Annotated in this window: 19 protein-coding genes; 7 read left to right on the top strand and 12 right to left on the bottom strand. The window is 42.1% G+C overall.

Going from position 1 to position 25,607, the window contains the following annotated elements:
* Positions 1-119: 119 nt before the first annotated feature.
* Both AK824_RS01665 and AK824_RS01670 read right to left on the bottom strand, forming a co-directional pair.
* Entirely contained in the window at positions 120-1,241 is a 1,122-nt protein-coding gene (locus AK824_RS01665) for a PilT/PilU family type 4a pilus ATPase (RefSeq protein ID WP_057758251.1), read from the bottom strand.
* Positions 1,242-1,386: 145 nt separating this feature from the next.
* Complete coding sequence (locus AK824_RS01670) at positions 1,387-2,442, bottom strand: type IV pilus twitching motility protein PilT (protein WP_057758253.1); 1,056 nt, start codon at positions 2,440-2,442, stop codon at positions 1,387-1,389.
* A gap of 353 nt (positions 2,443-2,795) precedes the next feature.
* On the opposite strand from AK824_RS01670, the gene AK824_RS01675 reads away from it, so the two are divergent.
* Positions 2,796-3,512, top strand: a complete 717-nt coding sequence (locus AK824_RS01675) for a YggS family pyridoxal phosphate-dependent enzyme (RefSeq protein WP_057758255.1) — start codon at positions 2,796-2,798, stop codon at positions 3,510-3,512.
* Between the two features lie 151 nt (positions 3,513-3,663).
* On the opposite strand, the gene AK824_RS01680 is transcribed toward AK824_RS01675, so the two are convergent.
* On the bottom strand, positions 3,664-4,938 hold the full coding sequence (locus AK824_RS01680; RefSeq protein ID WP_057758257.1) for a polyamine export protein PaeA: 1,275 nt from the start codon (positions 4,936-4,938) through the stop codon (positions 3,664-3,666).
* 213 nt (positions 4,939-5,151) lie between these two features.
* Complete coding sequence (locus AK824_RS01685) at positions 5,152-6,843, bottom strand: NAD+ synthase (protein WP_057758259.1); 1,692 nt, start codon at positions 6,841-6,843, stop codon at positions 5,152-5,154.
* A gap of 875 nt (positions 6,844-7,718) precedes the next feature.
* On the opposite strand from AK824_RS01685, the gene AK824_RS01690 reads away from it, so the two are divergent.
* The 3 genes from AK824_RS01690 (at position 7,719) to epmA (ending at position 11,315) form a co-directional block, all read left to right on the top strand.
* Positions 7,719-8,846, top strand: a complete 1,128-nt coding sequence (locus tag AK824_RS01690) for an AI-2E family transporter (protein ID WP_057758261.1) — start codon at positions 7,719-7,721, stop codon at positions 8,844-8,846.
* Between the two features lie 280 nt (positions 8,847-9,126).
* Positions 9,127-10,236, top strand: coding sequence for a 4-phosphoerythronate dehydrogenase (locus AK824_RS01695; RefSeq protein WP_057762299.1), 1,110 nt, complete (start codon positions 9,127-9,129; stop codon positions 10,234-10,236).
* Between the two features lie 50 nt (positions 10,237-10,286).
* Positions 10,287-11,315 (top strand): EF-P lysine aminoacylase EpmA, encoded by a 1,029-nt coding sequence (gene epmA / locus AK824_RS01700; protein WP_057758263.1) that lies wholly within the window; start codon positions 10,287-10,289, stop codon positions 11,313-11,315.
* 157 nt (positions 11,316-11,472) lie between these two features.
* Here epmA and AK824_RS01705 read toward each other — a convergent pair whose 3' ends face one another.
* The 6 genes from AK824_RS01705 to AK824_RS01730 form a co-directional block, all read right to left on the bottom strand.
* On the bottom strand, positions 11,473-12,114 hold the full coding sequence (locus AK824_RS01705) for an NAD(P)H-binding protein (RefSeq protein ID WP_057758265.1): 642 nt from the start codon (positions 12,112-12,114) through the stop codon (positions 11,473-11,475).
* 235 nt (positions 12,115-12,349) lie between these two features.
* Positions 12,350-12,799 carry a YaiI/YqxD family protein gene (locus tag AK824_RS01710; protein WP_057758267.1) on the bottom strand — a complete coding sequence of 150 codons (450 nt, stop codon included), beginning with the start codon at positions 12,797-12,799 and terminating at the stop codon, positions 12,350-12,352.
* Positions 12,799-14,175: a 5-(carboxyamino)imidazole ribonucleotide synthase gene (locus AK824_RS01715; RefSeq protein ID WP_057758269.1), complete on the bottom strand. Its 1,377-nt coding sequence runs from the start codon at positions 14,173-14,175 to the stop codon at positions 12,799-12,801. Before AK824_RS01715 ends, AK824_RS01710 begins: the two co-directional genes overlap by 1 nt.
* A gap of 197 nt (positions 14,176-14,372) precedes the next feature.
* The gene (gene purE / locus AK824_RS01720; RefSeq protein ID WP_082624535.1) at positions 14,373-14,924 is read right to left on the bottom strand and encodes a 5-(carboxyamino)imidazole ribonucleotide mutase; all 552 of its coding nucleotides are present in this window, start codon (positions 14,922-14,924) and stop codon (positions 14,373-14,375) included.
* 107 nt (positions 14,925-15,031) lie between these two features.
* A complete protein-coding gene (locus AK824_RS01725) occupies positions 15,032-15,988 on the bottom strand; it encodes a metallophosphoesterase (protein WP_057758271.1) in 957 nt (318 codons plus the stop codon).
* 103 nt (positions 15,989-16,091) lie between these two features.
* Positions 16,092-16,700: a rhomboid family intramembrane serine protease gene (locus AK824_RS01730; protein ID WP_057758273.1), complete on the bottom strand. Its 609-nt coding sequence runs from the start codon at positions 16,698-16,700 to the stop codon at positions 16,092-16,094.
* 415 nt (positions 16,701-17,115) lie between these two features.
* On the opposite strand from AK824_RS01730, the gene AK824_RS01735 reads away from it, so the two are divergent.
* Together AK824_RS01735 and AK824_RS01740 are read left to right on the top strand one after the other, a co-directional pair.
* Positions 17,116-18,759 (top strand): hypothetical protein, encoded by a 1,644-nt coding sequence (locus AK824_RS01735; RefSeq protein WP_057758275.1) that lies wholly within the window; start codon positions 17,116-17,118, stop codon positions 18,757-18,759.
* Positions 18,760-19,060: 301 nt separating this feature from the next.
* Positions 19,061-20,659 carry an OmpA family protein gene (locus AK824_RS01740; RefSeq protein ID WP_057758278.1) on the top strand — a complete coding sequence of 533 codons (1,599 nt, stop codon included), beginning with the start codon at positions 19,061-19,063 and terminating at the stop codon, positions 20,657-20,659.
* Positions 20,660-20,768: 109 nt separating this feature from the next.
* Here AK824_RS01740 and nagZ read toward each other — a convergent pair whose 3' ends face one another.
* Complete coding sequence (gene nagZ / locus AK824_RS01745; protein ID WP_057758279.1) at positions 20,769-21,848, bottom strand: beta-N-acetylhexosaminidase; 1,080 nt, start codon at positions 21,846-21,848, stop codon at positions 20,769-20,771.
* A 456-nt stretch (positions 21,849-22,304) separates the two neighbouring features.
* Between nagZ and AK824_RS01750 the strand changes: the two genes are divergently transcribed.
* Positions 22,305-24,515 (top strand): carboxy terminal-processing peptidase, encoded by a 2,211-nt coding sequence (locus AK824_RS01750; RefSeq protein ID WP_057758281.1) that lies wholly within the window; start codon positions 22,305-22,307, stop codon positions 24,513-24,515.
* 506 nt (positions 24,516-25,021) lie between these two features.
* Here the strand turns inward: AK824_RS01750 and AK824_RS01755 are convergent.
* Positions 25,022-25,507 (bottom strand): FKBP-type peptidyl-prolyl cis-trans isomerase, encoded by a 486-nt coding sequence (locus AK824_RS01755; RefSeq protein ID WP_057758283.1) that lies wholly within the window; start codon positions 25,505-25,507, stop codon positions 25,022-25,024.
* Positions 25,508-25,607 lie beyond the last annotated feature (100 nt).

The raw sequence follows: 25,607 nt of genomic DNA on the forward strand, positions 1-25,607 counted from the left end.
CGTATAAGTAGAAACGCTTATTTCTATAAGTACTACGATATCGAACAATAAAAGAAGCCCTCGTTATAAATAACGAGGGCTTCTTTTATATGTCTATTATGCGTAGAAAGCGCAATAATTTAGCTAACATCTAACGATAAACTATCAGCACCTTCATCTAAATTAGCTTTACCGTTTTTGCTACTGAGCTTAATTTTGAGGCGTAGATCGTTAGGAGAGTCGGCATGTAGAATCGCTTCTTTATACGTTATCTCTCCTTGTTCGTACAAATCAAAAAGCGCCTGATCAAAGGTTTGCATACCACTGTCTCGTGAGCGTGTCATCACATCTTTGATTTCATGGACTTCCCCTTTACGGATATAGTCACTGATCAGCTGCGAATTTAGCAAAATTTCGATAGCAGCGCGTCGTCCTTTACCGTCAGGCGTGGGAATAAGTTGCTGCGCGATAATAGCTTGCAGGTTCAACGACAAGTCCATAAACAACTGATTATGGCGATTGGTTTCAAAAAAGTGAATGATACGATCAATTGCTTGGTTAGCGTTGTTTGCGTGCAAAGTTGCAAACACTAGATGGCCAGTTTCTGCGTACTGAATAGCGTAGTTCATGACTTCACGGTTACGAATCTCGCCGATTAAGATGACATCGGGTGCTTGACGTAGCGTGTTTTTTAAGCCTGCTTCAAATGAATGGGTGTCGATACCAACTTCACGTTGGGTAATAATACAGCCGCGATGCTTATGGACAAATTCAATAGGGTCTTCTATCGTGATGATATGACCATGAGAGTTTTGATTGCGATGTCCTATCATTGCCGCAAGGGTAGTAGATTTACCTGTACCCGTTGCGCCAACTAATAGAACAATACCGCGTTTTTTCATGGCCAATTCTTTCAGCGCTGGCGGTAAACGTAATTCTTCAACTGTTGGAATGTTGTTTTCAATTTTTCGTAAAATCATTCCTGCCATGTCGCGTTGTACAAATGCACTGACTCGAAAGCGTGCTTGCTGCGCTTCATCAGAGATAGCAAATTGACACTCGTTGGTTTCTTCAAACTCTTTTTGCTGGCTTGGCGTCATTACACCTTTGACCAATCTCAAGGTTTGCTCAGCACTCAAAGGTGTCCTACCGACAGGTAAAATTTTTCCATTCACTTTCATGGAAGGTGCTACGTCAGCAGTAATAAAAAGGTCAGAGCCATTTTTGCTGATCATTAATTGTAATAGTTTATCAATGTCCATATCGCACCTGTACCAGATGTAAGTCAATTAAAATTATATTTCAAATACGTCAATAAAAAGTAAGAAAGTAATTACAGAGACCATAATTTGTTTATTATTTTTAGTGGTATCTGTCAATACTGTCTGTCAGTACTATCTATCAGTACTACAAAAATGCCTCAGGTTGCTTGGCATAAGGACGTGCAACATCTTTACTAATGGTTCCCTTACTTACCAAGTTCTTTAACGTTTGATCAAGGGTAATCATGCCATCGCCTGCACCTGTTTGGATGGCAGAGTACATCTGAGCGATTTTGTTCTCACGTATCAAGTTACGAATAGCAGGGGTACCTATCATGATTTCATGAGCGGCTATACGTCCCCCTGCTTGACGACGTAACAGGGTCTGTGAAATCACAGCTTGCAATGATTCTGACAACATCGCGCGGATCATGTCTTTTTCAGCAGCTGGGAATACATCAATAACACGGTCAATCGTTTTAGCCGCTGAGCTGGTATGCAAGGTACCGAACACTAAGTGACCGGTCTCTGCTGCCGTCAATGCCAAACGGATAGTCTCAAGGTCACGTAGCTCACCAACCAAAATAACATCGGGATCTTCACGTAGGGCAGAGCGCAATGCTGGCTCAAAACCTAAAGTATCACGGTGTACTTCACGTTGATTGATCAAGCTTTTCTTAGATTGATGCACAAATTCAATCGGGTCTTCGATAGTTAAAATATGCTCTTTACGGCTTTCGTTAATATAATCAATCATCGCCGCAAGTGTTGTCGATTTACCTGAGCCGGTTGGGCCCGTGACCAATACCACACCACGCTTAAAGTCTGAAACGCGTCTAAAGACATCGCCCATACCTAAGTCTTCCATCGTTAATACTTTAGAAGGAATGGTACGAAATACAGCGCCTGCACCGCGGTTTTGATTAAAAGCGTTGACACGAAAACGTGCTAGATTAGGAATTTCAAAAGAAAAATCCGTTTCAAAAAACTCCTCAAAGTCAGCACGTTGCTTATCATTCATAATGTCATAAATAAGCTGATGCACGACCTGATGGGTCATCTCTGGCATATTGATACGAGTCATTTCACCATCAACACGTATCATTGCCGGCATACCCGCTGAAATATGTAAATCTGACGCCTTATGCTTAACCGTAAAGCGCAGCAAGTCTTCGATATTAAGGTTATTTTTTTCAGCCATAATTTGATATTCCTATTACTTAGTCTAGGTAAGACAAAACACTATAAAAGTACGTGGTAAACTATTTATCGATAGCCTTAGTATAATAAGAGATGATAAAAAGCTCACCAGTACAGGTCTTTACCATCACTAGCATATTCAGCAGCATATGTTAAAGCATGTAACAATATCATAACAAGACTGTACGTATTTAACCATCTACTAAATTAAGAAAAAATAGAACTGGATCGTTTTAAAATAATTTTTATAGGAACTATTTCTAATTTACTTTTAAAAATCGGATAGTTGTGTTTTTTTATAATAAAAATTGCAGAAAAAATCTCAAAAAATTAATTAAGCAATAAGGGCAGAGCATGAAGGAAATGAATGGCAATATTGATGAAGTGACACTTATCGATAACTGGCAGCAAGTTAGTAAACAGTTGAAGCAAGCGTGTGATCATGCTGACAGACAGGTTGACAATATTATGCTGCTGGCTGTTTCGAAAACGAAACCTGCCGATATGATTGCAACTTTAGCAAAGCAGGGACAGCGTGATTTTGGTGAAAACTATCTACAAGAAGCCATCGAAAAAATTACTACTCTTAAAGCTCAACCTGTAGGCGAGAGTATCGTTTGGCATTATATCGGTAGTATTCAACGTAATAAGACACGTGACATTGCAGAGCACTTTGATTGGGTGCAAACGGTTGAGCGCGATATCATCGCTAAACGGTTAAATGACCAACGACCAGCTGACCTGCCACCATTGAATGTGTTGATTCAGTTAAATATCGATAACGAAGATAGCAAGTCAGGATGCCTGCCAGCCCAATTGCCAGAGCTAATAACAGCGATCAAAGGCTACGAGCGTTTGCAGCTACGTGGTCTGATGATTATTCCTGCTAAGGCAAATACGGATGCCTTTGCTCGAACTAAGCAGTTGTTTGAAGAGGTTAAAGCTGACCATCCAGAGCTAGATAGCTGGGATACGCTTAGTATGGGTATGAGTGGTGATATGGCAGAAGCGATAGAAAACGGTACAACGATGGTACGTGTCGGCACCGCTATCTTTGGTCAGCGTGCTTAAAGCAATGTGAATAGGCTAATTAAGCATTCTTTAACTATAGTTGATCCAATTTAAGAGCGGTACAAGGCAACCGAGTGCAGATGTATATGTGATACTTCAAGCGAGGTTAACGCTGTAACGCTTTTATAGTGGATTGACTATAGCTAGTAAATTAAATGACATCTTCTAATTTAGTTACTAGCATCTGTGTGATTTTAAGATTATCAGTCGCAATAATCTCAAATCGATAATTGGCATACTCAATCGTATCAGTCTTTTTAGGGATTTTTCGAAGCATATACATCATAAATCCACTGATAGTCTCGTAATTTTGACTGCGTGGTAGGTCGACGATATCTAATGCACGAATTACATCTTCGATAGGGGTCATGCCATCGATTAGCCACGAGTTGTCAGTGCGCTGGACAATAGGTTGTTCTTCTAGCGTTACCAACTCACCCATCACAATGCTCATCACGTCTTTTAAGGTGATAACACCAACGACTAGGGCATATTCATTCACGATGACCGCAAAATCAGCGCCAGTGGATTTAAACATCTCTAATACTTCAAACAAAGACAACGTATCAGGCACGAAAAGTGCTGGTTTTAATAGAGTCTTGTTTGTCAGGCTAACTTCTTGTTGGTTCAAAACCAAAGCTAAAAAGCTACGAGATTCCACATAGCCAACGATATGTTCTAAATCGTCATCATGGCAGACCAGAAATTTATTGTGTGGCTGCTCAATCATGATATTCACGACTTCTTCGGTACTTGTCTTGGTATCAAAGTAAACGATATTTTCTCGAGGGTTCATTACTGAGGTGACGGTACGCTCTTGCATATCAAAGATGTTTTCGATCAAGTGATGCTCTTGCTTCTTTAGTACACCCGCTTCGGCACCTGCATCCATCACTGCATAAATATCTTCTGGTGTCATATCATCTTGACGTATGGTTGAGATGCCAAAAAGTTTAAACAGGATATTTGCAGCCCCATCGAACACCCATATAATGGGCTTTAGTATAAATATTAACAACATCATCGGGCGTACAAGCCGTACCGCTATCGTCTCTGCATTTGACATGGCTAAACGCCTAGGCATTAGATCAGCAAGTAGTGAAAACAAACTCGTAATAAGTACAAATGATATAACCGATGCTATCGTTTCACTATTCAATAACTGCTCGAGATAAGGGCTGATGGCCGATTCACCCACGGCACCAGCTGAAATAGCGACCGCATTTAACACTATTTGTACGACGGTGATAAAACTACCAGGGTGCTCCTGCATATTGAGGACATCAAGTGCGCGAACATCGCCTTCTTTTGCCATAATTTGGAGCTTGATTTTGCGTCCTGCGGCGATGGCAATCTCAGCAGCAGAGACAAAGGTGCTTAAGGCAAGCAGTAAAAGAAGAAAGACACTAGCGGTTAGCAAACTCATGACGTACTCGAAAAAAAATAAAGATAATTGAGGCAAAATAGTTGGTAAAGCTGTTTGGAAAAGAATCGGGCTAGGTGTAAAAATTTTTGGTGAATAAAAACCAAAAAAGCTGGGCAAGCACCCAGCTAATAGTAAAAAATTCGATATCTTGTAAAACTGGCTAACTAGTACCTCTCAACTTATAGATAGTAAGAGTTGAGAGGTATCTAGTAATTAACCTTTGATTGACCACTTATTGACCAATGGATAACGGCGCTCACGTCCGAAAGCTTTATGGCTAATCTTAGTACCGATAGGAGATTGCAAGCGTTTGTATTCGCTGTTGTCTACCATTTTGATGACTTTGGCGACCATCTCAGCATCGAAGCCTTTATCAATAATTTCTTGATAGCCCATATCTTCATCGATATATGATGTCAAGATACCATCTAACACATCGTAGTCAGGTAAGCTGTCTTGATCTTTTTGATCTGGACGTAATTCAGCTGATGGCGGACGAGTAATAACGCGCTCAGGAATAACCGGCGTATCCTCTAAACGGTTACGATAGCTTGCCAATTTATAAACTTGAGACTTATATACGTCTTTTAGTACGTCAAAGCCACCAGCCATGTCGCCATATAGTGTAGAGTAACCCACTGCCAATTCTGACTTGTTACCAGTCGTGATAACTAAATGACCGAATTTATTGGACAAGGCCATCAAAATAACACCGCGCGCGCGCGCTTGGATGTTTTCTTCAGTAGTGTCCGCTGGCGACTTATTGAATAACGGTGCTAGCGTATGACGGATACCTTCGACAGCGTCAAAAATAGGGCAGACGGTATAAGAAACATTTAAGCGGCGCGCCTGTGCTTGAGCATCTTCTAGACTGATTTGAGAGGTGTATTCGTATGGCATCATGACTGCATATACCTTGTCAGCGCCTAACGCATCAACAGCAATACAGAGCGTCAATGCTGAGTCAATACCACCTGACAACCCGACAATAATGCCAGAGAATCCTGAATGATTGACATAGTCGCGTAGACCGACGACTAACGCCTGATACATTTCAGACTCGCGGCTCAAGGTTAGAGGCGCTTTGGTCTGCTCGTTAAACTTAGCAGTTTTTACATCTAACGTGGCTAATAGTAATTGATTCATAAAGCGCGGCGCTTCATGAGCAATGCTGCCGTCAGCTTGTACAGCCATAGAGCCACCATCAAACACGAGATCGTCTTGCCCGCCCACTGCGTTGACATAGACGATAGGTAGCTTGTTTTCACGGCTACGCTTGGCTAGCATAGTTTTGCGATTGTCTTGTTTTTCAATCTCAAAAGGCGAGGCATTTAAGCTTACGATTAAATCAGCACCTTGTTTTTTAAGCTCAGAGATAGGACCTTTTTCCCACAAGTCTTCACAGATAAGCAGACCGATAGTAATGCCTTTATAGTCAAATAAAACTTGATTGCGACCTTTATCGAAGTAGCGACGCTCATCAAACACGCCATAATTTGGCAAAATTTGCTTATGATAAAAGCCTTTTTGATGACCATTATGCAGGATGGCAGCAGAGTTAAAAGTACCGTGATGATCGACATGCGGATAGCCGACAATCATGACGATATCATCGATATCACTCAAAGTAGACAAAGCGCTTTTAACGCGACCTGATAAGCTTGGACGTAGCAACAAATCTTGTGGAGGGTAGCCTAACAGCGCTAACTCTGGGAATACGATTACGTCAGCACCTTGTTCGCGTGCTTGTAGTGCTAGGGTACGCATTTTTTCGACGTTGGTTGCGATATCACCGACCAAAAAATGTGATTGAGCTAGGGCAAAAGTGACAGTATCTTGTGGTTTATTGGTCTTAATGGCTTCGTTTGAGGTGTTAGAGTTGGGGTTATCAGTGTCTTTTGACATTGTTATTGTTCCTATCGATATATTATTAAAATTTGGTGTGTCTGTATTGATTTCAAATAAAATCAAAGTAAATCCGAAATTAACTCAAAACTGCACTCTGGCATATCAAGCTCAAATATTGAGCTGATATGCTGAGTCTAAATCTCGTATAAGACTTTATAAAAGACTTATGATTTTGCTCAAGTAACTTACTCTAAGTGATAGCGACACCCTAAAATTAGAACTTATGATAGTCTAAAAGAAGACGATATAAGCGGGTGTTAAAATCTGGCTCAGAGGATTCGATGTCTGTACAACGATGTAAATAAATATGTGCAAATAAACTTAACTACACTGAAAAGCTTAAAATAATTGCTTTAGTATAACATCAATTGTCGCGACAAATAGAACGCACCAGTGGATTCCCTTATAAGATAACAGTTTCAAAGCTGAACATAAAAGCAGTTTTCAATACATCATTTTTGCACACTAAATTCATGCATTATGCGCTAGTCATTATCGTCGTCATCTAGTAAGCTTGCATAGACAAAGTTGTAAGTAAAGATTACAACAACGCGTTATATAATTCACACGCTTTATTGCATAATAAAGTGTGCTAACTGCATTTTTATTGTGTTGTCTATGATAATAAATGGCTATGAATTTGTAGTATGGAGCTGAACACAGTCATACTATTTGACTGTTATATTACTTAATCTTCATGTGAATTTATAAGTCTGTAGCAATATAAGTCCGACACAATGCTTTTTTGTATGATTCGCAACTCTCGCTAATGGATATGGCTTACAGACAGTGTCTAAGAGCTGATATTCATCACACATTTATAAACTCGCCAGCAAAATTATCGTTTGCTGTCCGCTTTTGGTTTATACGCTATGATTGAAAACTGGACAAAAGAATTTATTATTCAGCGCTTATTAGCAATTACGTTGCTAGTGGTGCTGTTCGTATTGTGTTTTCAAGTGGTGCAGTTCTTTATTGTGCCAGCGCTGTGGGCAGCGATTTTGGCCTATGTAACTTTTCCTATCTATAATTTCTTCCATGAAAAGGTAAAGCTGAGCCCAGACTTTAGCGCCGCTATTATGACGGTGAGTATCTCACTGATAATAGGCGTGCCACTGGTCATCGGTGTATTTATCTTGCAGCAAGAAGCCTTGAGTCTAATCAGTAACTTGATTTATCGTATCAAGGTAGGTTACTTAGATGTGCCTGACTCCCTCAAAGATTTGCCTATCATCGGTCAGCAAGTCAAGGACGTACTGTGGCGCATCAACAAAAACCCAGAAGGGACGCTAGAAGCTTTTCGCATTTGGGTTCAGTCGCATTTATATTATGGCAAAATAGCATTTGATGTGGTGTTCAGTAGTTTGGCCAAACTCGGTATGGCGTTAATGACGCTCTTCTTTTTTTATCGTGATGGCACCAGTCTGGTTCGGCAGATTCGCCAAGCGCTGCGCAATATCATCGGCAATCGCATCGACGGCTACATCGATTCTGTGGGTACAACTACGCGTGCGGTGGTATACGGCATCGGGCTGACGGCATTGGCTCAGGCTTTATTGGCAGGTATCGGCTATTACTTCGCTGGTGCACCAAGTCCTATCTTATTAACCATCGTTACTTTCATTATTGCCTTGATTCCCTTTGGTACGCCATTTGTTTGGGGCGGTGTATCGATTTGGCTATTGAGTCAAGGACATACTGCAGAAGGTATTGGCCTAGCGCTATGGGGTGTATTAGTAATTAGCTGGGTGGATAACTTGATTCGTCCTATCGTTATTAGCGGCGCGACCAAAATTCCTTTTATTATTATTTTTATTGGTGTATTAGGTGGCCTAACAGCGTTTGGTTTTGTCGGTTTGTTTATTGGGCCTGTCGTATTGGCTATCGGGCTTGCGGTATGGCGCGAGTGGATATCTCAGCATAAGAATGAGATATTTGCTCAGCAAGAGGTGATGCTTTCTGACCCTCGTGCGATAGATCCTGTCCATGAACCAGAATAATGAGTCATTAGGGCGTATCTTCAATTCACCCGATGGCCATCTAAATGGGCTAAAAATGGCTAAATTTTGCCAAACATCGTCAAATAGCTATTTAATATCCTGATATTATCTACGCTATTTTTCTTGTTTAACGGCAATTTATCTCATTTTTATCTCCATTTTTGAAATGAAGACACGCCCTAGAAAATATGATGTAAAAAATTATCGATAGAGACGATGAGTAATGACAAATAAAAATATGGCAGAATCGACGAATAATAAGACTGATAAATTAAGTACAATTAAAAATATCACTATTTTAGCGGACAGCAACATCGCCAGTCTGAATGATTTTTTTAATGACGCTACGCTTGGTCAGCTGACTGAGCATACGGTTGACATTATCACTGTCGCTGGTCGAGATATTGATGCCGCGCTACTTGCCGATGTGCAGCCAGATGTTTTGTTAATACGCTCGGTGACGAAAGTAAATGAAGCGCTATTGATTGACAATAACAGTGTGCAGTTTGTTGGGTCTGCGACTATTGGGACCGACCATGTAGATCAAGATTATCTAACGTCTCGCAATATCACTTTCGCCAATGCGGCTGGTTGTAGCAAGTATTCTGTGGCTCAATATGTATTGACGGCTGTTTTCACTTTGCGTCCGCAGTATTGGCAGCAGTCGGCATCATTAACCTTAGGTATTATTGGTCTTGGTAATATCGGTAGTACACTTGCTCAATATGCCTATGATTTGGGTTGGCAGGTGCTAGGTTATGATCCCTTGTTACCAACCTCTAAAACTAATAATGCTAGCTTGGAGCAGGTACTTAGCCAAAGTGATGTGGTTAGTCTGCATGTGCCTTTGACCAATGAAAAGAATGCGACGAATCCTAAAGGTAGTGATTACCCAACACGTCACCTTATCAACGTAGCTGCCTTAGCAATGATGCCTGCCGATACGATGCTGATTAATAGTGCACGTGGGCCTGTAATCGAGGAAAGCGCACTTAAAGCAGATATTGAGCATACTGGACGTCAAGTGGTGCTAGATGTGTTTGAGCATGAGCCAGAGATTGCAGCAAGCTTGCTATCTAAGCTTGCTATTGCCACACCGCATATCGCTGGCTATACGCTAGAAGGTAAGCTGCGTGGCACACAAATCATTTATGATGCACTGTGTAAAAAATTAGCAATACCTCCAGCTCAATCTATGTCCAATCTGCTACCGCTAAATATGTTCTTATGGTCTGAATTAAAATCATATCCAGATAGACTGCCAAAGTTTTATGACATCATGCAAGATGATACCTCGTTGCGAAATAAAGCAGTGGATGGGCAAGTAAATGGTGCTGACTTCGACGGTCTGAGACGTGATTACCACTTGCGCCGTGAGTGGCAGTTTTAATTAAACAAGATACTGAGCAACCAATTATTCATCAGTCGCAGTAGAGCCCAATGACTCAAGCAAATAACATTTCTTCGCACCCTATTACTTCTAAGCCTAGCTACGCACCAACCATGACACTTGCGATGGCACAACAACGCGCGCAATTCGTCAGCAATATTCGTCAGTTTTTTACCAGTCGACAAGTGCTGGAAGTGCAAACACCGCTATTATCCCAAGCAGGCAATACAGACACTTTTTTGCAGTCTGTAGCAGCTCATGTGACCTATCAGGACCGTCCGCGCACTTATTATTTGCATACCTCGCCTGAGTTTGCGATGAAGCGTTTATTAGCCAGCTGGCAAGTATCTATTTATCAGATTTGTCCTGTCTTTCGTGATAACGAAATAGGCACGCGTCATAATATTGAATTTACGATGCTTGAATGGTATCAACCGAATTATAGTCTGGACGAGATGGCAACTGAACTTAATGAGTTGTTAGAGGCACTTTATGGTCATTCAATTGTGATGAGTCATTATCGCTATGTCGATGCCTTTATGGACTTTGTGGGTATACATCCGTTGACAGCGAGTTTAACTGCATTGCAAGCTGTGGCAGAAGATATGGGTTTGACAGGATTTGACTTTAATAATGCTGATGATAGCGAAGAAAACCGTCGCCAAAGCTGGTTGGATTTGTTATTCAGTCATGCCGTAGAGCCAAACCTAGGTCATGATTTGCCGACATTGATTATAGAGTATCCACCTGCGACCGCTGCATTAGCGAAGACAGCTATGGACAAAGACGGTAATAAAATTGCGAAACGTTTCGAGCTATACATTAACGGCATTGAGATCGCCAATGCTTATGATGAGCTAGCAGATGGTCAAGCGTTGCGCGACCGTTTTGAACAAGACAATCAATTACGTGCGCGTCATAATCTACCTCAAATGCCAATCGATGAGCATCTATTAGCTGCCTCCAATGATTTGATGCCATGTAGCGGTATCGCAGTCGGTATGGATAGATTGCTAATGGTGTTGACAGGTGCAAGCAGCTTGGAAGAAGTCATTCCTTTTCCCAGTGGGCAAGCATAATTGAATGAGCTTCTTTAGATTAGTTGTAATCTAAATACGTAATAAAAAGGTCGTTATCGATTTACCAATTAGATATTGGCGAATCGACAATGACCTTTTGTATTGGCTGTTTCTAAAATTTAGCAGACACAACCAATTTTGGTAATACTAAACTTATTTATACGGTAGCAACTGCTTCATTGATATCGATATCACCATTGTGTAGATTGAATACCTTACCTATGGTGTTATCCGCTGTGAGTACAGCAGCCAATGTTGTCGCTACATCTTCGATGGCATTCTCACCAGAGCTGGTATCATTAATAGTAATTTTACCAGTACCTGCGCGTTCTTTTAGTGCGCCTGGCTGTACAATAGTGTAATCCAGTGAGCTGTTGTTCACTAACCAATGATCGGCGTAGTGTTTAGAGATATAGTATTCTTTTAAGTCTGCAATACCAGGGTTTTCATCCCATTTTTCAGTTTCTAATGAGAAGACCGAGCTCAGCATAATATAACGTTTAATGCCTTTATCTTGTGCCGCTTGCATCGTTTTTACGGCACCGTGCAAGTCAACTTCTAAGACGTTTTTGCCACCAGATCCTGCAACAAAGTAAACGGCCTCGATATCTTGATCCAATTGTTTTTCAATAGAGTCTTTGCTGGCTGTAATGTCTAAATCTAGCTGGGTGTAATTGTCATTATCAAATAACTTTTCTTTCTGACGAGTCGTGCCAATAACTTGATGATCATCAGCCAATAACTGCTTAACCAAATCACCGCCCACTCGACCACTTGCACCAACGACTAAAATTTTCATAATCATTCCTATTTTTATTTGAATGCTATTGTTTGAATTATTCAGTAAGTTTATTTATCTTAAAAACCGAATATAGAGTAACAAAGATAGGTAGCACGCTTCGTTATAAAGCGTGCTAATTAAATAGTGTTTGGTTATAGAGTGTATACCGTTTGCAAGGAAGTAAACGTTGGCTAGATAATGTTACTTAATAGAAGACAGGATGAGTAGGCGTCAGATAGAACGATAAAAAGCACTAACGAACTAAGCGATTGAGACCGTCAGCAAAGGCTTTTTTATCTCGATCGCCGTAGGGTTTTTGACCGCTCATTTCCTGCAGCTCTAGGACACCAGTACCGCGCATAGTATCCATAAAGTCGCGCATATTGAGCTTTTGCTTGATGTTGTTCTTATCATAGACTAAGCCGCGCGTTGTCAGTACCATACCACCTTTATCCAAAATATCATTGGCTAAGGGGATATCGCTAGTGATAGCCAAGTCACCAGCCTGTATCTGCTCAACGATATAATCGTCAGCTTTGTCGAACCCTGACGGTACGACAGTCATAACAAGTAGGAGTGACTTGCGTAGCTTAATCGGCTGATTGGCCACAAATATGGCCATGGTCTTGGTACGTTCAGCCGTTTTAATAATCAAATCTTTGGCAATTAATGGTACCGAATCTGCGTCCACCCATATCTGCATTATTTCTTGGCCTTCTCAGATTTTGATGAAGGAGTAGTCAGGCTATCTGTTTGGCTGTCTTTATTGTCTAGTTCATCAGCTGTGGCATCGCTTTGAACACTGTTCTGAGTACTGTTTTTAGCATTACTCTTAGCATCGACATCTGCTTTACTAGGCTGAGTATCTACACTTGCATACTCTTTATCTAGACCAACCTTGTTTGGCAAGATAGCAACCAGTTTTGCCATAGCAGGTTCTAAATCAGTCACGTCATTAGGCATCAAGGTGATATGAGCAATCTTGCGATCGTCACGCTCAGCCTTATGATAGCTATGGTAATGAGCGCCATCGATGTTTAGCACTGCACTGATATCGGGATATTGACCCAGCACATTTACCATAATCGCAGGATGCACGTTATCTGTATCGCCTAATGGCAAGTTAACCACAGCACGGATATGATTCTCAAACTGACTGGTAATAGCGCCTTCGATACTCCAATGTCCGGAATTGTGTACCCGTGGTGCGATCTCATTTGCTAGTATCGCGTTATGACCACGAGCATCTTTGGTGACAAACAATTCAAGCGCCATGACGCCGACATAGTCCAAATGGTTCATGACTTTGGTAATGGCGTCTGTTGCTTGTTGAAACAGGTGACTCGTGCCAACAGCAGGTGCTTGAGTCTTGGCTAATATACCGTTGTGATGATGGTTTTCGACCAAATCGTAACAGCGTACCTGACCGTTTTGCGCTCTTGCTGCAATGATAGACACTTCACGACTAAAGTTAATAAAACCTTCAGCAATTAACGGCGCAGGTGTTGGCGTAAGTGACCCTTTACCACTGACGGCGTCTTTTAAATCTAGCCAAGCAGTTTTAATATCACTGTCTTGCTTGATGACGAACTGTCCTTTGCCATCGTAACCACCTCGGCTGGTTTTTAGAACGATAGGCAGGCCCAATTCTTTACAAGCGTGCTTGAGCTCAGTTTCAGAATTGACTTCCATAAATGGCACGGTTGCGATATCAAGCGTGTTGAACATCTGCTTTTCTTTTAGACGATCTTGGGCGATATCAAGCGCAATCAGTGGTGGGAACATGCCTTGCTTGCTGCCAGATTTTGACAAGCTAACCAGCTGCTCGACCGTAGACGTTGGCGTGTTTTCAAACTCTAACGTAAAGACATCCGCTGCTGCGATAAAGTCTTCTAATTGATCGCTATGAAAGACACGACCGTACAAGCTGGCAGGGCATTCTAGATTGTCTTCTAAGAATACGCATTGGTAACCCAATGGAATAGCGGCTTCGGCAAGCATCATACCAAGCTGACCACCGCCTAAAATACCGATGGTACGAATGGTTTGGGTAACAGGATAAGCGTTTGCTGTAGTCATGGCAGGCTCTTTGAATAAAAGTGAATAAGGTGTTTGGGCTATTAAAATTTAAAACTCAATGGGTGAAAATAGGAAAAGGTGCACTGTATGCACCTTATCTCTAATCGGAATTGCTTAAAAATATACAGTGATAGCTTCAATTGTTAAGCCTTCAATCTAGAAGACTCTGCTATAAAAGCTGATCGATTTATATTTACTTAAGGATTAATAATACCTGGTGTTGGGCTAGCAAGAATAGTCTCAGTCTGAGACTGGCGCATCTGATCGAGCTTAGTAGCAATCGTATCATCATGCAATGCCAATACTTGAATTGCAAGTAGGGCAGCGTTATAGGCACCAGCAGCACCAATCGCCAAAGTACCAACAGCGACGCCTTTTGGCATTTGTACGATAGACAGTAAACTATCCCAACCGCTCAGCATAGATGACTTTACAGGGACACCAAAAACAGGTAGCGGCGTTTGACTGGCACACATACCCGGCAGATGAGCGGCACCGCCTGCACCAGCGATGATCACTTGTAGACCATTATCTTTTGCGCTTTTGGCATAATCAAATAATCTGTCAGGCGTACGGTGTGCAGAGACAACTTCACAATCAAAAGCAATGTCAAAGTCTGCAAGCAATTGCGCAGCAGCACTCATAGTTGCCCAGTCAGACTGCGAACCCATGATAATGCCGACTTTTGGCTGACCAGCAGGGGAGGTGATTGGACCGTTCTGGTTAGCAGCAGTATTCGTGGTGCTCATGATTGGATATCCTCAAAAAGACCATCATACAAAAGTTTTGCTACACTCGTAAAGCCAAGTTTGACTTTTAATACTTGTATGGCGCTAATTGCATTGATATCACGATTTTATATATGTTTTTCATCGTGATAATGCTGAATAAAGTGATTGGCCGTCAATGGTAATGGTTGTTCGGTATCTAACTGGTAGCAGGTCAAATAACCGCTATCCACTGCTGCAGAGTAGTCGGTACAGGCAACTTGTGGACTGAGTGGCTCAGGTGTACCAGTGAGCCAATAATGCCCGACGAACACAGGTTTATGAGTTTTTAGCGCGAACTCAATATTTTCAGCCAGTGCGTCAGGCGGTATTTGTGCCAATGCGGACGATGGAGCACGAGACACTTCGCGCAGGGTACGTGTATTTAGCTCATCGAGCCACCAACGTACTCGCACTCGTGTACGCTCGGTACCTTCTTTATCTACCATCACAATACCTTCAGGTAAACCTGTTTCAACCCCTTTTAACACTCGCTCTAAAGCGTCAAAGGCAATGGTATCTTCTTTAGCTGTTTCGATTAGACCTGCCGGAGTCAAACAGTTATCGTCAGTCAGAAGGGGCTTTAGTATCGCCATGCTATCTGTATCCCAGCAAGCATGCACAAAACACGCATAGTCGGTCTCAATCCATAATGGAATTTCGTATAAACGCTGCAACCAGTACTCATGTTGCTCTGAGCCAAATGGTATCTCTGCTAAAAACGCCTCGTGTTGGCGTCTGTGGATATCATTGTGCGAGCGTAAATACTGGCTAGTATTATCAGGATCGCGCGTGGCATATGCCAACGCATTATATTCATGGTTGCCCATTACTGCATCGGCCACATCAGCATCTAGCATTGCAAAGACAATTTCCAGTGTAGCTAGTTGCTGCGAACCACGATCGATCAAATCGCCGATGAACAAAGCCCTGTGACCTGTCGGTGGCACGAAATGCTGACCGTTATGCTCATAGCCTAACTGATGCAGCAGACCGACCAGTTTGTCTGCATAACCATGTATATCACCGATAATATCTATAATCATAATGTATTAATAAATCTCAAATGTAGAAATATAACGTGCGCAAAATAGTATTTATAAAGTATAGCTGTCTTTTAAGTGATAGCTTTACTATACGTAAAAATGTCTAAAATCCCGGTGATAGCAACGCATTGATAAAATGCGGTAGTACTTTTGGTTCCAAAACAATCGTAGCGATAACGCCAAATGCGCCGCCCCACATATGAGCCATATGGTTGATGTTTGAACCACCGCGTCGATCCGCATAGATACTATAAAATATATAAGCCACGGCAAATAGTATCGCAGGAATAGGAACTACGGCAAAAAGATAAATTCTCTCCCATGGTGCTAACAGAATAAAAGCAAACAGCACAGCTGATACGCCGCCTGATGCGCCTAGACTCAAATAACTGGCGTTGTTCTTATTTTTCACGTAACTTGGAATCATGGCAACGATAATTGCCAACACATAAAAGACCACAAAACCGTAGCCGAATAAAAACGGCTGATATAGTCCTTCGATAGCACGCCCAAAGAAATACAAAGTAAACATGTTGAAGAGCAAATGCATACTATCAGCATGAATAAAGCCGTGGGTCACAAAGCGATCCCATTGCCCATTGTTAACTGCTGGCGGGTAAAAAATCAATCGATTAAATAGCGTCTTGTTTTGCCAAGCCAATAAGCTGACAATAACGGTAATAATGATAATAAGCGTCGTATGGTTTAACAAAGGAAAATCCTTAGGCCGTGCCTGATATGTGACAATGTTACAAATGACAAGCTACAAATGACAATATTCAAAGCCTAAGCGTTACGGCTGATTAAAAAGTAAGTTTGACGTCTGATCCGTATTAAGTACTAACCATTAGCAATAGACTAATACTAACAGTAGTTGCGATAACGCGAATACCTATTGTGTGACAAAACGATGCTTTTTTATGCGGTTATAGTGAATAATGTAGCAGTGTACCATGCAACATAAGTGAAACTTTTAAAGCAAGGTTAAAGACGAGAGTAGTGTTCATTCATCCGCGCTGCAATGAATCTTTTAGACAAAGAAGCAAAATACACAAATGACATTGACGAAAATAAAATAAGTGCTTAGTTTTTGCACATTCAAATAAGGCTGATAGAGGCAGTGAAATATGAACATTATTGACCGGCTAGAACAAACGGTAACCCCAGCTGTAATGGGTAATGATGACAGCAATAATGTCGCCTATGTCAGTCTACTTGAGCAGTTTTATGCTGTTTTGGCTGCGCGTCTAGCTGTGCCACAGGTTTACTCACAGTTGCTGCGTACTGATCACGTAATTACTAGCAGCAATAATGACAGCCCTTTATTTGAACAAATATGGCAAGATAAAAGCCTGCAAAAAACGATCGTCCAAGAATTGTCAGCTGCCCATCACATTGATGAACAGACAACTAAGCAATTATTAATTAGTGCCGCACCATTGGCATATCGTGAACTAAAAGTATTGGCCAATGGGCAGTTTTTGCCAGCATTCTTACAAGAAAAGCAGGCTGCTTTACGACCATATTTACCTATCTGGGCAGCAGTTGTGATTACGGCTCCTCAAGGCGTTAGTCAGCAAATACAAACAGGCTTTGGTTCAGATAATAATAATGTGCCAGTACAGGTGCCAGTAAGTGACGACATATCGAATAGACTTGACGATTCTACTTTAGATACTGGCATAGCTAGCATAGACAAACCAATAAAGAACACTGATGCAGAAAGTATAGAGCAAATATCAACTGCTGAGCGCGCAAACACTGAAGCGTTAGATAACGATACGATTGCCAATAGTGATGCTATTCATGCCAATCCGGCAGCCTACCATTTGGCAGAGAATAGTAACTTAAAGCGTGCACAAGTGCGCACTCGCAATCAACGAAACGATCTACTAATACGTGTGTTTTTATTAATAGTAGCTTTGGCTGCGCTTGCCCTAGCAGCATGGGCATTGTTAGTGAAACCCAATAATGAAATACCAGTAGAGCCTGTGGCCACGGCACCTGTTGAACTACCGCCAGCGCCCGTGCCTCCTGTACCAACAACGGCTCCTGTTGAGCTTATTGTTGGTGTAGACAATGGCGGCAACTTGTACACTTGTAGCGCGACCGTTGGCGATGCTGCATTGCAAAGCACGTTGCAACAGGCGCTTAATACAAGCTTTGGTGAGCAGGCAAGTATTTGTGAATTAAACATACAGGATGGGGTAGCAACCACAATCGCTAATATGCCTGCCGAAATACTGCCCAATGTATTGACGATGCTTAGATCAACACCATTTGCACGTTTACATGTGCAAAATGACCGTCTCACACTGGAGGCGCCAGACAATATGCTGCTGCAAAAACTGGTCACAGAAATACGCAACTTAGTACCAGCGATGGTAGTCGAGAGTACAGCGCCACTGCCGTTGCCTGATAATAGCAACATTGGTGATGCTACGAACAACATGGCAAACGCAAATAATCAGTTTGTAGATGATGGGGCGGGGATTAATAATCAATACAATAATAATGGGTTAAATAGTAACTCTGGCGAATACCAAGCATCAGATGATGATACTGGAGATCGTGTGATACCAATTCCTTTGCCTAACAATAATAGCTTTAATAATGCTCCCAACAATCTGCCTACTAATGGCGCGAGCAATATTCCCAACAACTTTCCTTCGAATAATCAAACGACCAGACCGCCAGGCCCTTTTTCACCTTCAGAAGTGGATGAGATGGCAAACACAGTCATCGTTGCTGAACCAGCTCAAATTAGGTAGTTTTTATAAGGCACGCTGTTTCATATGGCGTGTCTTTTTATATGGCCTATCTTTTCATGTAGCTTGGCTATAGTTACGTGTGCCAACCGAAACATTACTTACTGTATCATTTGCACAACAACGTACAGACTGTGAATAGTAGCTTAAGAATTTTATAATAATCAAAACCAAACAAAGTAGTTTGATGGATTTATCGCTATCATGATTACCTAATACTATAACGATTGAATACAAAAGAATGATATAGCTGCTTTTTGAGCGAACGAATGATATAAATAAAAATTAAGGGGAGAGCCATATTATGGATATTATTAGCCATTTGACACGCACCGTCAGCCCAGCCGTATTGGAAGATGACCGTAGCCCAGCTAAGAAAAATCTACTAGAACAGTTTTATGCCATTTTTGCTGCTCGTCTTGCAGACAACGATACTTTTAGTCGCTTTGCCAATGAAAATATTGCCCGTGATGATAATGCTTTTTATGACCGTGTATGGACAGAAGGCGCACACCGCGACCAAATCTCTCGCGAATTAGCAGGCAAACATAATGTCGATGCAACGGCCTCACGTGGTTTGATTGCGATGGCAGCGCCATTGGCTTTTCATGAAATCAAAAGCTTAGCTGGTACTACGCCTGTTCCGCAATTTTTGAATGACAATCTGAACAGTTACCAGCATCATATCCCTGCATGGGCGGGTACTGTTTTGCCTGCTAGTGCAGTCGCTGCCACTTCTACTACGGCTGGCACACCAATTTCTGATACGACCAGTACAGCGCCACTACAAAAAGAAGAAGAGCCAAAAGAAAGCTTTATGAAAGCGCTGTTACCTATTATTGGTTTGATTATCTTGGGTGCATTGGCTTGGGCTCTACTCAGAGGCTGTCAAGAAAACCCTGAACCTGTAGCAACGCCAGCGGCTACAGTGCAGCAAGGGGCACAAGGTAATGAGGCATTAGGGGTTGCAGGCGCAATTGAGCCTGCATCACTAAGTATCGCAACTGGTGAAAATAGCGAGCTGTATGCTTGTCGTATGAGTGTAGGTGATGAGACCTTACAAACCAATGTTATGAATGCTTTGACTGGTGCATTTGGTGATGAAGCCAATAAATGCCGTGCTGACGTTGATGATAACTTTGCAGTAGATATGCCAGCATCCGCTCAATTGGCAACGATATTACCAATTATCAAAAATGTACCGAACGCGAGCATGGTTATCAAAGGCGATAACATTACTGTCAACGCTCCTGATAAAGCTGCGTTGGGCAAGTTAGTTGCTGATTTACAAGCAGCTGCTCCTGCTATGACCGTACAAGCTGAAGGTCCATTAGATTTACAAGGTGAGATTGATGACAGTCTGGCTGCTGCAGATGTGGCGATGACCAATCTAGGTGAAAACCCAGATCCACGTGATGTTGCTCGCGCTTTGAGTATTCAGGTGATTAATTTCCAAGTAGATGAAGCGGTTATACCTGAAGTCAATAAAGCGCTGCTAGACCGTGCTGCAGAAATCATCAATAACGTATCTGATATGAAGCTGATGATTGTCGGTCATACGGACAGTCAAGCCTCTGATACCTATAATATGGAGCTGTCTCAGGAGCGTGCTGAGTCAGTGAAAGCGTATCTAGTATCTAAGGGAGTTGATGCCAGTAAACTAACTACCAAAGGCATGGGCGAATCAGAACCAATCGCGGACAATTCAACCGAACAAGGTCGCTTCCGCAATCGCCGTATTGAATTTATGGTCAATGATGAAGTGGTCAGCGCAAATAATGGCATGATGATAAACAGTGATTCGCTAGATCCAGATATGAACCCATTAGATAGTAACAACGATGATTTGTTACCAGATGGCGATGATGCTACCCAAGGTACTGCGGTAGACCCAACCAATTAATCTATTTGTTCTTATTTTGATTATAGCTACGCAGTAGTAGTTAAATGACAAAAACCGCATCTTATAAAGGTGCGGTTTTTTGTATGCTGCTCGATGATAGTTAAGTAAGCTATTGTTTATACAGAGTAGGATCTGTTGATTCTTTAGCAGTCTGATCATCAGCTTGGGCATTAAAAAAAGTCTGAGTAACATTTTGCTTGGCTTGCTGCCAGTATTCAAATTGCTGGCAAGTAAATTCAAGATCGCCTTGCCATGTTGGGATGTTGCCGCGCATGGTTTTGATACGTTGCTGGTTAGGGTAAGGCAGATCTTGCGCAGCTTTAGCAGCCTCATGAGCAGCCACACGGTCATTGCACACGAGGGCAATATCACAACCAGCATCAATTGCCGCTTTTACGCGAGCACTGACATCACCAGCCGCCTTCGCACCTGCCATCGATAAGTCATCAGAGAAAAGTACCCCGTCAAATTTAAGCTCATCTCGAATGATATCTTGTAGCCAAATTTTGGAGAATCCTGCTGGCTTGTCGTCTACTTGCGAAAATATCACATGTGCTGGCATAAGAGCGTCCAGACTATGTAGTGTTTGAGCAAAAGGTTGCATGTCGCTATTGATAATCTCATCTAAGCTGCGCGTATCGATGGCTTCCGATACGTGCGAGTCAGGAGCGATAGCGCCATGACCAGGGAAATGCTTGCCAGTAGTGGCCATGCCAGCCGCTTTCATACCGCGCATAAACTGTGTTGCAAGCGCAGTGATAGCTTGCGTCTCATGATGAAAGCTGCGATCACCGATAACTTGGCTAATACCATCTCTATCCAATACGGGTGCAAAGCTCAAATCGATTCCTACAGCCAGCACTTCAGCTGCCATTAGATAACCGCAATCGTAGGCGCAGCTAAGTGCTTGACTTGGGTCTTGATTGAATAGCTTACCCAGTCGACCCATAGCAGGCAAGGGCGTGAAACCTTCACGTAGCCTCGCGACTCGTCCACCTTCTTGGTCCACACCGATAAGTATGTCTTGATTGTGATAACGTATATCGTCGCACAGTGCTCTGACTTGGGCCGCATCTGTGACGTTACGACCAAACAATATTACTCCGCCGACCTGTGCTTGTTTAATCAAGCTGACATCTTCAGCGGTCAAAGCGGTACTATCGATATCTATCATTAAAACGCCGTACATCGCGTGTTCCTTATTATTTTATATATGGTTATATTATGAGGGTGACTGACTATACCTGTCTTATCGCTTAGCAGTCATTGTTCAGATATCTTATTATGACAGTTATTATTAATTGAGCATAATGTGGCAGATTATTGGGGTCAAATCAATTTGCTAATAGCCATCAAATTCAGTCATCAAATCGATGTTGATAGCCCTCAATTACTATGTATGATAAAAGTGATAGAAAGTTTGGTATGTACAGGTGTAGCGTGTAAGATTGCTTATACAGTTTGAGACAGTTCAGTATTTATGCGCATGATAATATTGATTGATTTTTGACTATATATCAGTATTTAATGATGCATAAAGTATAAGAATAAAAAACACAGCATTTATAGGTCATAACAGATTCGAGCATTTCTAATTCTGATGAATTACCCAATACTATTAACTTCAAATAACTAGGTACATATGATGAAAAAACAACCAGCACAGTGGTTACTCAGTGCAGCGTCAGTGGGCATCGCCGGTATTATCTTGACCCAAAGCTACGGTACTGCAGTCGCCGAGACCAATACGGGAAGTTTCGTTCAGACCCCTGAGCAAAAGGTCACCACCCGTCAAGTAGCCGCCTTGCTGGATCGCAGTCATTATCTTAATCAGCCTTTAGATAGCAAGACCGGTAGCGAAATCCTATCAATGTATATCGATAGCCTTGACCCAAACCATACGTTGTTTTTGCAATCTGATGTCGATGAGCTGAAGAAAAAACACGCTGAAGATTTTGGCGCTCGCCTAAAACAAGGTGATCTATCTGCAGGGGTAGAGGTGTATGATCGTTACCGCAAACGCTCAAACGAGTACTTTGCGATGGCAACCAAGATGCTCAAAACAGACATTGATCTGACAGGTAACGACACAATCATTCTTGATCGCGAAAAACTAGGCCATTTTAAAACCAAAAAAGAGCAGCGTGATTACTGGGAACGTCAGCTAAAGTTTCAGTTGATGAGCATTACCCTCGGTCAAGAAGACGAAAAAGCCAAAGAGAAAGTATTTTTAAGCAACCCAGATATCACACGTGGACAAGACTTGGTACGTAACGATGAGCGTACGCCAAATGAGATTTTGCAAAATCGTTTATCGCGTCAACAAGAGCAGTTTAAACGCCTCAAAGATGATGAAATCATGGAAACCATCTTAAATACGGCGATGCTGACCTATGATCCGCACAGTAATTACTATGCACCGATTCAAGCGACTGAACTACAAATCCAGTCTAGTCTTCAGTTAGAAGGCATTGGTGTCTCTATTCGTCCAGATCGCAAAAATCCGGACTATACCCGTATTGTGACTTTGGTCGATGGTGGTCCAGCCGCTAAGTCAGGTCAAATCAAGCCCAATGATTTGATCGTTGGTATCGCAAAAGATGGCGAAACCATGACGGACGTGGTTGGCTGGTCAACGCGTGAAATTGTCAGCTTGATTCGCGGAAAACGCGGTACATCGGTCACACTGAAACTACGTCAACCTAATACCCCAGATGCTAGCGCCCGTACAGTCACGGTAGTACGAGATATTATTCAGCAAGAAGAGTCAGGCGTCACTCAGCGAGTGGTAGAAGTGCAGCGTCCTAATATTGATAAGACACCAAAGCGTATTGGCGTACTTGAGATACCAAGCTTTTATTTAAACTATCGTGCACGTCGCAATGGTGAAGACTATCGTAGCGTCAGTATCGATACTGAAAAAGCGTTAAAAGAGTTGAATAAACAAAATATCGATGGCCTAGTGGTTGATTTGCGCAACAACCCTGGTGGCTCATTGGATGAAGTTGCCAAGATGTTAGGTTTCTTTATCAAGAGCGGACCACTGGTACAGATTCGTGATAATCGTGGCAACATTCAAGTATACCGTGACAACGATGGCGGCGAGCAATTGTATGATGGCAAAATGGCGGTCATTACCAACTTAGCATCAGCCTCAGCCAGTGAAATCTTTGCCGCTGCTATTCAAGACTATGGTCGCGGATTAGTAGTTGGTAGTACGACAACTGGTAAAGGCTCGGCACAGATTCAGCTCGATAGCTTAGCTTTAGGCTCTGCTACCTTGACTCAGCGTAAATTTTATCGTGTTACTGGCGGTAGTACGCAAAATAAAGGTGTCGTACCAGATGTTGAGCTAGTTAATATCTATGATGATGCAACCTTTGGCGAGCGAGCTCAGAAAAAAGCATTGCCTTGGGACACTATCAGAACGGCGCCGTATAAGCCTGAAGGGAAGTTTACCAGTGATACATTGGCGACGCTCAATCAGCAGTCTAAGATTCGCCAACAAAAAGACCCACAGTTTACTTATCTTTCGACGCTAAATGATATTCGTAACATGGATGATGAAAAGAAACCTGTTCGTTTAGATATCAATAGCCGCCGAGCCAAAATGCAGCTAATTGAGAAACGATCATTAGAAGCAGAAAACAAACGCCTTATCGCAACTGGCGAGCGTCCGTACTCTAACTGGAACACTTATCAAGCAGCGATGGACGCAAAATTTGAAGAGCGTAGCCGTATGAAAGCCGCTGAACGTCCGGAATTACCAGAGGATGAAGCGTTTATCAATGAGGCAGCTTACCTTATGCTCAGCGCTGAACCTAAGACGATGCTTAGCCCTGAAGAGAAGCTATAATGTGAAGTTATTATAACGTTACGTAATCTATGTAAGCATATGCTTACATAGATTGACGTTTAGACCTCTTACCAACGAAGGGTTAATCTGCGACTATAACTGTACGGCACGATTGAACGAAACGGTTCATTGATACTAGGGATTGGTATCTTAAAGGTCGCACTAGGGATAAGTAGTTTGCTGATTAAGGATGATAAGGCTGGATGCCTGTCAGTTATGAGATGCCCAGGGATTAGGTATCACGTAACGCTAACATGGATGGTTGGTAATAAAAGCCGCATGACGCTTGTCGTTATGCGGCTTTGTTACGTCTGGATATTAATAATTTTTATAGTGGATTTTTTAAATAGATCGTATGCAAGTTGAGCATATTTATATTAATTCGAAACTTACCATGAGATAAACATAAAAAAAGGCCAGCAACCTTATCGGCTACTGGCCTTTTATATTAGAGAATAAATTTAATAACTTATCCTCTAAATATTTTCACTATACTCTAGAAGAGATTAGTGCTCAACGCCACCTGCACCATGTACATGGCCATGGTTTAGTTCGTCTTCAGTTGCTGCACGTACTTCTTGGATTTCAACATCAAATGTCAAACGCTTACCAGCCAATGGATGGTTTGCATCAACAGTAACTTCTTGATCGTTTACAGCAGTTACGGTAACCAACATTACTTGGCCGCCAGCTTCTGACTGGAACTGCATACCAGGCTGAATGTCGTCAACGCCTTGGAAGTTGTCACGTGGTACGTGCTGTACTGCTTGCTCTTGATATTCGCCGTAGCCATCAGCAGGTTCAACGACTGCATTAACTTTTTCGCCAGCAGACTTACCTTCTAATTGTGCTTCTAGGCCTGGGATAATGTTGCTGTGACCATGTAGATAAGCAAGTGGCTGACCTTCTGGTGACTGGTCAAGGATATTGCCTTCGTCGTCTTTTAGTGTGTAATTGAATTTGACGGCAGTGTCTTTTGCGATAGTAGTCATAAAATATCCTAAATATATCTATGTAAAAAATTAAATACGGTTGCAATAAACCTAAAAAAGCCAATCTGCAAGCCAAAAGGCCACGTCATTAGTCAATTAT

Origin of the sequence: Psychrobacter sp. P11G3 (assembly GCF_001435845.1) — a bacterium.
In the GTDB taxonomy this organism is placed as follows: domain Bacteria; phylum Pseudomonadota; class Gammaproteobacteria; order Pseudomonadales; family Moraxellaceae; genus Psychrobacter.